Annotated in this window: 5 protein-coding genes and 1 pseudogene; 3 read left to right on the forward strand and 3 right to left on the reverse strand. The window is 74.4% G+C overall.

The genetic code is table 11. The features are described from left to right. Positions 1-136 precede the first annotated feature (136 nt). Together M4J07_RS28460 and M4J07_RS28465 are read left to right on the forward strand one after the other, a co-directional pair. Complete coding sequence (locus M4J07_RS28460; RefSeq protein ID WP_255976215.1) at positions 137-1,528, forward strand: alkyl sulfatase dimerization domain-containing protein; 1,392 nt, start codon at positions 137-139, stop codon at positions 1,526-1,528. Then, positions 1,528-2,814 (forward strand): MFS transporter, encoded by a 1,287-nt coding sequence (locus M4J07_RS28465; protein WP_255976225.1) that lies wholly within the window; start codon positions 1,528-1,530, stop codon positions 2,812-2,814. Before M4J07_RS28460 ends, M4J07_RS28465 begins: the two co-directional genes overlap by 1 nt. Before the next feature lie 30 nt (positions 2,815-2,844). Here M4J07_RS28465 and M4J07_RS28470 read toward each other — a convergent pair whose 3' ends face one another. From M4J07_RS28470 to M4J07_RS28480, 3 genes and pseudogenes are all read right to left on the reverse strand, one after another. Then, complete coding sequence (locus M4J07_RS28470; RefSeq protein WP_255976217.1) at positions 2,845-3,153, reverse strand: AzlD domain-containing protein; 309 nt, start codon at positions 3,151-3,153, stop codon at positions 2,845-2,847. Beyond that, complete coding sequence (locus M4J07_RS28475; RefSeq protein ID WP_308284780.1) at positions 3,150-3,962, reverse strand: AzlC family ABC transporter permease; 813 nt, start codon at positions 3,960-3,962, stop codon at positions 3,150-3,152. Before M4J07_RS28475 ends, M4J07_RS28470 begins: the two co-directional genes overlap by 4 nt. 113 nt (positions 3,963-4,075) lie before the next feature. Then, positions 4,076-4,915 (reverse strand): annotated as a pseudogene (locus tag M4J07_RS28480) (AraC family transcriptional regulator); the annotation flags it as partial. On the opposite strand from M4J07_RS28480, the gene M4J07_RS28485 reads away from it, so the two are divergent. Next, entirely contained in the window at positions 4,914-9,641 is a 4,728-nt protein-coding gene (locus M4J07_RS28485) for an ATP-dependent helicase (RefSeq protein ID WP_255976223.1), read from the forward strand. The pseudogene M4J07_RS28480 and the gene M4J07_RS28485 sit on opposite strands and share 2 nt — an antisense overlap. The last annotated feature ends 90 nt before the right edge of the window (positions 9,642-9,731 follow it).

Here is a 9,731-nt window from a genome sequence, read left to right on the forward strand (position 1 = left end):
GCGTCACATTACCGAGCCGACCTGTGTGTGACGCGGGGCGGTGTTCCACGTCACAGAAGGCGTCTTGACTCGTGTCCTGCCGGGACGGACGGCCCGGCAGGCCGAAGGGACCGCCCGCACACAAGGAGCCTCACCCATGACCGAGCACAACGAAGCGGAGCAGCAGCCGGCGGACTACGCTGCCTACGCGGACCGGGTCTGGCAGGGTTCGGAGACCCTGCTGCCGCATCTGTCGGGCGCCTACGCGGGCGACGAACTGGTGCGGTTGCGCCCCCGGGTGGGGTTCTTCCCCGCCTTCGCCAACGTGACGGCCTTCGACACCGGTGACGGTGTGGTGCTCGTCGACTCCGGCGACTTCCGCACGGCGGGCCGACTGCACGAGGCCGTGCGGAAGTTCAGGGCAGGACCGGTCCGCTCGGTGGTGTACACGCACGGTCACGTCGACCACGTCTTCGGAGTCCTCCCCTTCGACCAGGAAGCGGCACGGACCGGCGCGGACCGTCCGGAGGTCGTCGCGCACGAGGCCGTCCCCGCCCGCTTCGACCGCTACATACGGACGGCCGGTTACAACTCCTGGATCAACCGCAGGCAGTTCGGTGTGCCCGCACTGGAGTGGCCCACCACCTACAGGTACCCCGACACGGTCTACCGGGACCGGCTGACCGTCCGACGCGGCGCGCTGACCTTCGAGCTCGTCCACGCGCGCGGGGAGACCGACGACCACACCTACGTGTGGGTGCCCGAGCTGAAGACCCTGTGCACGGGCGACCTGTTCATCTGGAACACACCGAACGCGGGCAACCCCCAGAAGGTGCAGCGCTATCCGGAGGACTGGGCCCGGGCCCTGCGCTCCATGCAGGAGCTGGGCGCCGAACTGCTACTGCCCGGGCACGGCGTGCCCATCACGGGCGCCGACCGCGTGAACCGTGCGCTGGACGACACCGCCCGCCTCCTGGAGACGCTGTGCGAGCAGACCAGGGACCTGATGAACGCGGGGCACCGGCTCGACGCGGTCATCCACGGCGTGCGGGTCCCCGAGGACTTGCTGGACCGGCCGTACCTCCACCCCGCTTACGACGAGCCCGAGTTCGTCGTGCGCAACCTGTGGCGGCTGTGGGGCGGCTGGTACGACCAGAACCCGGCGACCCTCAAGCCCGCCCCTGAGGCGGCGGTCGCGGCCGAGTTCGCGCGGGCGGCGGGCGGCGCCCTGGTACTGGCGCGCAGGGCCCTGGAGCTGCTGGACGCGGGCGAGTCGAGGCTCGCCGCCCATCTGGCGGAGACGGCGGCCCTGGCGGCGCCCGCCGACCCCGAGGTGGCACGCGCGCGTGCCCACGTCTTCACGGTGCGCGCCGGGAAGGAGACGTCCACCATGGCCCGCGGGGTCTTCGCCTGGGCCGCCGCCGAGTCCGCGGCGGTCGCCGAAGGCACCGATGTGGCCACGGAGTTGGCCCGCACTCCCGAGGGCCGCAAGAAGGCCGAGGGAATGATCAGCGTCGGCGTGGTCGGCGAAGAGGACGGGTGCTGCTGATGCGCGGCGCCTGGCGGACCACCTGGCTGCTGCTGGCCTTCATGGTCGTGAACTTCGCCGACAAGGCGGTGCTGGGTCTGGCGGGTCCGGAGATCCGCGCCGGTCTCGGCATCAGTCGGCAGGAGTTCGGCAGCGCCCAGTCGGCGTTCTTCGCGCTGTTCTCCGTCGCCGCGCTGGGGGTCTCGGCCCTCACGAAGCGGGTCCGCACGACGACGCTCCTCCTGGCGCTGGTCCTGATGTGGTCGGCGGCGCAGCTGCCCATGCTCTGGGGCGCCGCCGGGTTCGGCGCCCTGGTGGCCACCCGCGTCCTCCTGGGGGCCGCCGAGGGCCCGGCGGCCCCGGTCGCCATGCATCACGTGCACGGCTGGTTCCCGCAGCGCGAGCGGGCGCTGCCGACCGCGGTGCTGCTCGTCGGCGCGGCGGCCGGGGTCGCCGTCGCCGCGCCGGTGCTGAGCTGGGTGATCTCCCACTGGGGCTGGCGCTGGTCGTTCGGCGTGGTCGGGCTCGTGGGCCTCGCCTGGGCGGTGGCATGGCGGATCTGGGGCGCGGAGGGGCCGATGGCGCCGGAGGTCGGCAAGGAGCCGGTGCGGGGGCCCGGGGACGTACGGCCGGTGCCGCTGCGGCGGATCCTGCTGTCGCCCACCTTCCTGACGGCGGCCTTCGGCTCGTTCGCCGCCTACTGGTCGATGAGCACCCTGCTCACCTGGGCGCCCGACTACATGGAGAGCGTCATCGGCTGGGACCTGCACCGGGCGAGCACCATGGTCGGCGTGGGTGCCCTCGTCAACGGGGCCGTCCTCCTGGTGCACGGTCTGCTGTCACGCCGCGCGGCCCTGCGGGACACACCACCACGGCTCCCGGTGGGCGCGGGAGCGGGCCTTCTCGTCGCCATCGCGGGCTGCGCCACCGCGGTGTTCGGGACGGCCGACTCCCTGGCGGTGAAGGTACCCATGATGCTGGGCCCGATGGCGCTCGCGATGGTGATGCTCACGGTCGCCGCGACGGCGTGCTCCCGGATCACGCCGCCCTCTCAACGGGGCGTCGTCCTGGGCGCGTTGACCTTCGTGTACGCCCTGGGCGGCATCCTGTCTCCGCTCGTCCTGGGCGGCATGGTGGACGGCGCCGCCTCCGTGGCCGCGGGCTACGAGCGCGGCTGGCTGCTGACCTCGGGCCTCCTGGTGACCGGCGGTGTCCTCGCGGCCTTCTTCTGCCGCCCGGAGCGCACGGCCCTGAAGCTCGGCGTCCCGGAGTCCCCGGAGGCGGCGCCGGTCCCGGTGGCCCACTAGAAGGTCAGCCGAGGAGGTCACCTCAGCAGGTCACCCGGTGAGCGCCCGCACCCCTGCCGTGACGACCACCGCCGCCGCGACCACCACCAGGAAGGGCGCGCGCAGCACCAGCGCGACGGCGGCCGCGCCGAGCCCCGCGGCCTTGGCGTCGAGGAGCAGCGTCTGCCCCTCGGCGAACGTCTGCTGGGCCGTGAGCGCCGCCAGCAGGGCGACCGGCAGCAGCGCCGCGAGTCGCTTCACGGCGGGCCGTTCCAGGGCTCCCGCGGGCACGAGGAGACCGATGAGCTTGACGGCGTAGCAGCCGACCGCGGTGACGCCGATGGCGATCCAGATGTTCAACGGTCCTCTCCTTGCGGTGTGTCGGTGGTGGCGCGGCGACGCCCTTCACCGCGGCGACGCCCTTCTACGTAGAGCACGGCCGGGGCGGCGAGCGCGGCCACGAGGACGGGGACCCCGGCGGGCAGCACCGGCAACAGGCCGAGTCCGAGCACGACGGCGAGGCCCGCCACCGCGCGCTCCGTGGTCGTCCTCAGCATGGGCGCGAGCAGCGCCAGGAAGACGGCCGGTCCCGCCGCGTCGATCCCCCACGCGTCGGTGTCGCCGATGGCCTCGGCCCCCAGGGCGCCGAGGAGGGTGGTCAGGTTCCACAGGACGTACAGGGTCAGCCCGGTGACGGTGAAGCCGATCCGCGCGCTGCGCCGGGTGGACTGGGCCAGCGAGACGGCCGACGTCTCGTCGATGACCCAGTGCGCGGCGAACGGCCGCACCGCGCGCGGGAGGGCGAGCAGCTGCGACAGGCGGAGCCCGTAGAACGCGTTGCGCACCCCGAGGAAGAACGCGCCCGCGGCGGCGGTGAACGGGTTGCCGCCGGCCGCCAGCGCCCCCACGAGCGCGAACTGCGAGGCCCCGGTGAAGACGAGGAGGCTGAGCACGCAGGTCTGCCACACGCTGAGGCCGCTGCCCGCCGAGGTCACTCCGAAGGCGAATCCGGAGAGACCCACGGCGATGCCGACCCCGAGCGCGTCACGGACGACGGCGGCTTCGGACCTGCCGGCTCCTGCGGTGTGCCCGGCGGTGTGCTCGGCAGCGTGCCCGGACGGAGCTCCGTCGGCTGTTCGTATGTCGGTGGGTGATGTCTGTTCTGCCACGTCCCCGACGGTACGAGGAGGTGCGCCTCGCGGTCTTGTACGTTCTTGCGCTCCCGCTGGTAGGCCCCGGGAGGCACCCCGACGATCCGGGTGAAGTGCCGGTTCAGGTGCGGCTGGTCGGTGAAGCCGACGGCCACGGCGGCGTCCGCGGGCGCCGTGCCCGACTCCAGGAGGCGCCGGGCCGCGCGCACCCGGGCATTGGTGAGCCAGGTGTGCGGCGGCATCCCGTAGGCGTCGCGGAACGCCCGCAGCAGCGCGAACGGGCTGGATCCCAGCTCGGTGGCGAGCGCTTCCAGGGACGGCGGGTCGGTCATCCGCTCCTCCAGCAGCTCACGCGCGCGCGACGCCGCCCCGGCCCCGGCGGACCGTCCGGGCCGCGCCCCGAGCGCCGTGCCGTGATCGCGCAGCAGCCGGGCGAGCGCGACCCGGAGCAGGCTGTCTGCGGCCAGCGCGTTGCCCTGTTCGGCGGCCCGGTGCACCTCGGTGATCAGGCGTGAGGCCTGCGGGTCCATGACGATGGGCTCGGCGAAACCCGCGGTGCCGCGGACCGTGGTGATCTCGGCGGCGATCTCCGCGACGACGTCGGCGGCCGGGTAGAGCGTGGAGTACGCCCAGCCGTCCGGGCCGCCCGCCTTCGCGGTGTGCGCCACCTCCGGATTGATCATGACGACGCTGCCCGGGCCCGCCTGCAGCGTCCCGCCGGGCATGCCGACGGCCTCGACGCCCCGGGTGACCGCGCCGATCACGTAGCCGTCGTGGCTGTGGCGCGGGAACGTGTGCCGGAGGTAGTTGGCGCGCAGCAGATCGAGGCCCGGCAGCCGCTCGTACCGCCAGTGCCGTGCCCATTCGCCCTTGCCCGCCATACCCCCATTCTGCGCCATGACACCCTCGGTGAACTCCTTGTTTCCGCAGGTCACGGCCTTTGTCAGTGGTGGGGTGCAGGATGGGGACATGGTCAGGCCCAGGCAGGGGGCCCACAGCGCCCTCGAAGGATTCACCCCCGCGACCCGCGGCTGGTTCACGGGGGCCTTTCCCGCGCCCACGTCCGCGCAGGCCGGGGCGTGGAAGGCGATCGGCGAGGGCTCGGACGTCCTGGTCGTCGCGCCGACCGGCTCCGGCAAGACACTCGCCGCGTTCCTCGCCGCCCTCGACCAGCTCGCGTCGACGCCGCCGCCCGCCGACCCGAAGAAGCGCTGCCGCGTCCTGTACGTGTCGCCGTTGAAGGCCCTCGCGGTCGACGTGGAGCGCAATCTGCGCAGCCCGCTCACCGGGATCCGCCAGGAGGCCGTCCGCCTCGGCCTGCCCGAGCCCGAGGTGAAGGTCGGCATCCGGTCCGGCGACACCCCGCCCGCCGAGCGCCGCGCCCTGGCCACCCGCCCGCCGGACATCCTGATCACGACGCCCGAGTCGCTGTTCCTGATGCTGACGTCGGCCACGCGCGACGCGCTGACCGGCATCGAGACGGTGATCCTGGACGAGGTCCACGCGGTGGCCGGCACCAAGCGCGGCGCGCACCTGGCCCTCTCCCTGGAGCGGCTCGACGAGCTGCTGCCCCGCCCGGCCCGCCGGATCGGCCTGTCGGCGACGGTCCGCCCGGTCGACGAGGTGGCGCGGTACCTGTCGCCGCAGCGCCGGGTGGAGATCGTCCAGCCGCCGTCGGGCAAGGAGTTCGACCTGTCGGTGGTCGTCCCGGTCGAGGACCTGGCCGAGCTGGGCGGCTCCCCCGTGGCCGACGCCGACCAGGGGGCGGAGCGCCCCTCGATCTGGCCGCACGTCGAGGAGCGCATCGCCGACCTCATCGAGGCCCACCGGTCGACGATCGTGTTCGCCAACTCCCGCCGCCTGGCGGAGCGCCTGTGCAACAGGCTGAACGAGATCGCGTACGAGCGCGCCACCGGCGAGGCCCTCCCGGAGGACCACTCCCCGGCCGAGCTGATGGGCGGCTCCGGTGCGGCGGCGGGGGCTCCCCCGGTCATCGCGCGCGCCCACCACGGGTCGGTCTCCAAGGAGCAGCGCGCGCTGGTCGAGGAGGACCTGAAGGCGGGCCGGCTGCCGGCCGTCGTGGCCACGTCCAGTCTCGAACTGGGCATCGACATGGGCGCGGTCGACCTCGTCGTCCAGGTCGAGTCGCCGCCCTCCGTGGCCTCCGGGCTGCAGCGCGTGGGCCGGGCCGGTCACCAGGTGGGCGCGGTGTCCACGGGTGTCGTGTTCCCGAAGTACCGCGGGGACCTGGTCCAGTCGGCGGTCGTCACCGAGCGCATGCGGTCGGGCTCCATCGAGTCCCTCCGCGTCCCGGCGAACCCGCTGGACGTGCTCGCGCAGCAGTTGGTGGCGACCACGGCGCTCGACACCTGGCAGGTCGACGATCTCCTGGCCCTGGTCCGCCGGGCGGCGCCCTTCGCGTCCCTCCCCGAGTCCGCCTTCACCGGCGTCCTCGACATGCTGGCGGGCCGCTATCCCTCGGACGCCTTCGCCGAGCTCCGGCCCCGCGTGGTCTGGGACCGCGTCGCCGGCACCGTCACCGGCCGCCCCGGCGCACAGCGTCTGGCGGTCACCTCCGGGGGCACGATTCCCGACCGCGGCCTCTTCGGAGTCTTCCTCGCGGGCGCCGACCCCAAGAAGGGCGGCGGCCGCGTAGGAGAGCTCGACGAGGAGATGGTCTACGAGTCCCGGGTCGGGGACGTCTTCACGCTCGGCACCAGCTCCTGGCGCATCGAGGACATCACCCGCGACCGCGTCCTCGTCTCCCCGGCCCCGGGTGTGCCCGGCCGTCTCCCGTTCTGGAAGGGCGACCAGCTGGGCCGCCCGCTCGAACTGGGCCGTGCGGTGGGCGCGTTCCTCCGCGAGATCGGCTCCCTGAAGCCCGACGACGCGCGCGTGCGCCTCGCCTCCGCGGGTCTCGACACCTGGGCCGCGGACAACGTGCTGGCGTACCTGGCCGAGCAGCGGGAGGCGTGCGGCCACGTCCCGGACGACCGCACCATCGTGGTCGAGCGGTTCCGGGACGAGCTGGGCGACTGGCGCGTGGTCGTCCACTCGCCGTTCGGCGCGCAGGTGCACGCCCCGTGGGCGCTCGCCCTGGGCGCCCGGCTCAGCGAGAAGTACGGCATGGACGCCCAGGTCATGCACGCCGACGACGGCATCGTGCTGCGCCTGCCCGACGCCGACCTGATGGGCCTGGACCTCCTCGACCAGGAGCCCGCGAAGCAGGGCACGGAGTACGACGCCGAGCAGGCCCCCATCGGAGCGGCCGACGTCGCCTTCGACAAGGGGGACGTGGACCAGCTGGTCACCGACCAGGTGGGCGGCTCGGCCCTGTTCGCCTCCCGCTTCCGCGAGTGCGCCGCCCGCGCGCTGCTGCTCCCGAAGCGCAATCCGGGCAAGCGCACCCCGCTGTGGCAGCAGCGCCAGCGCGCCGCCCAACTGCTGGAAGTGGCCAGCGAGTTCGGCTCGTTCCCGATCGTCCTCGAGGCGGTGCGGGAGTGCCTCCAGGACGTCTTCGACGTGCCGGGGCTCGCCGAGCTGATGGGTGACATCGAGGCCCGCAAGGTCCGCCTCGTCGAGGTCACCACCCCGGAGGCGTCACCGTTCGCCCGCTCGCTCCTGTTCGGGTACGTGGCGCAGTTCCTGTACGAGGGCGACTCCCCGCTCGCCGAGCGCCGCGCGGCGGCGCTGTCCCTGGACGCACGTCTCCTGGCCGAGCTGCTCGGCCAGGCGGAGCTGCGCGAGCTGCTCGACGCGGACGTCCTGGCCGAGCTGGAGCAGGAGCTGCAGTGGCGCACGGAGGACCGGCGCGTCAGGGACGCCGAGGGCGTCGCGGACCTGCTGCGCCTCCTCGGGCCGCTCACCGACGCCGAGTTGGCCGAGCGCGGCGCCGAGCCCGGCTGGGCGCAGGACCTGGCGGCCGCGCGGCGCGCCATCCGCGTCCGCATCGCCGGCGGCGACCACTGGGCGGCGATCGAGGACGCGGGCCGGCTGCGCGACGCCCTCGGCACGGCGCTCCCGGTCGGCGTCCCCGAGGCCTTCACGGAGCCGGTCAAGGACCCGCTGGGCGATCTGCTGGCCCGGTTCGCCCGCACTCACGGCCCGTTCACCTCCACACAGGCCGCGGCCCGCTTCGGCCTCGGCCCGGCGGTCACCGAGGGCGCCCTCCAGCGCCTCGCCGCGAGCGGCCGCGTCGTCCAGGGCGAGTTCCATCCGGCGGGCATCGGCCAGGAGTGGTGCGACGCCACCGTGCTGCGCCGCCTGCGCCGCCGCTCGCTCGCGGCGCTGCGGCACGAGCTGGAGCCGGTGCCGCCCGCCGCCCTGGCCCAGTTCCTGCCCCAGTGGCAGCACTTGGGCGGTCACGGCCTGCGCGGGGTCGACGGCCTGGTCCGCGCCGTCGAGCAACTGCAGGGCGCGTCCGTGCCCGCCTCCGCCCTGGAGAAGCTGGTGCTGCCGTCCCGCGTCTCCGGCTACGCGCCCGCGATGCTGGACGAACTGACCGCGTCCGGCGAGGTGTTGTGGGCCGGGGCGGGTTCGCTCCCCGGCAAGGACGGCTGGGTCAGCCTCTATCTGGCAGACGCCGCCCCGTTGCTCCTGCCGCCCCCGCACCCCCTGGAGCCCACCGCGCTCCACGAGTCGGTCCTGAACAGCCTCTCCGGAGGCTACGGCCTGTTCTTCCGCCAGATCGCCGATCAGGTCCGCGCCACCACCCACCCCGATGTCTCCGATCCCGAACTGGCCGACGCGCTCTGGGAGCTGGCCTGGTCGGGTCGCCTCACGAACGACACGCTGGCCCCGATGCGCGCCCTCCTCGGCTCGGGCCGCACCGCCGGCTCCACCGCGCACCGCGCCCGCCGGGCGGTCCCCCGGGGGCGGTACGGAAGCCTCACCGCGGCGGCCAGGCCCACCTCGCGCACCGGCCCGCCCACGGTAGCCGGCCGCTGGTCCCTGCTGCCCGCCCTCGAACCGGACCCGACCGTGCGCGCCCACGCCCTGGCCCGCACTCTCCTCGACCGGCACGGTGTGGTCACCCGGGGAGCGGTGGCCGCCGAAGGTGTCGAGGGCGGCTTCTCCGCGACGTACCGGATCCTGTCCGCCTTCGAGGAGAGCGGTCAGGCGCGGCGCGGCTATGTCGTCGAGGGACTCGGTGCCGCGCAGTTCGCGATGGACGGCGCGGTGGACCGCCTGCGCGCGGCGGCGAACGCGCGGGAGCGGGGTGCGGCACCCCCGGACCCGTACGCCCCGGTCGACGCCCACGCCCCGACGAAGTCCACCGGCGCCCGCGCCCTCGTCCTGGCCGCCGCCGACCCGGCCAATGCCTACGGCGCGGCCCTGACCTGGCCCGAGCCGCCCACGGGCGCGGGCCACAAGCCGGGCCGCAAGGCGGGTTCCCTGGTGGTCCTGGTCGACGGCGAGCTGACGCTCTACATGGAGCGCGGCGGCAAGACGCTCCTGGCCTGGCCCACCCCCGACACGACGACGGCCGCACCCGACCCGACCGCCGCCCAGCTCATGGACGACCCGCGGCTGCCCGCCGCCGCCGGCGCCCTCGCCGACGCGGCCCGCTCCGGCGCGCTCGGCACGATCACGGTCGAGCGGATCAATGGCACGGCGGCGCTCACCTCCCCGTACGCCTCCCTCCTGGAAGGAGCCGGTTTCCACGCCACCCCGCGCGGCCTGCGCCTGCGCGCGTGACGACTCGACGCCACCACGCCTCGCACAGCACCGCGGCACGCCCCGACACCGAGCGCACCTCCACGCCGCACGCACCACGGCCCGCCACCG

The sequence above is a fragment of the Streptomyces longispororuber genome, from assembly GCF_024448165.1.
GTDB classification, from domain to species: domain Bacteria; phylum Actinomycetota; class Actinomycetes; order Streptomycetales; family Streptomycetaceae; genus Streptomyces; species Streptomyces longispororuber_A.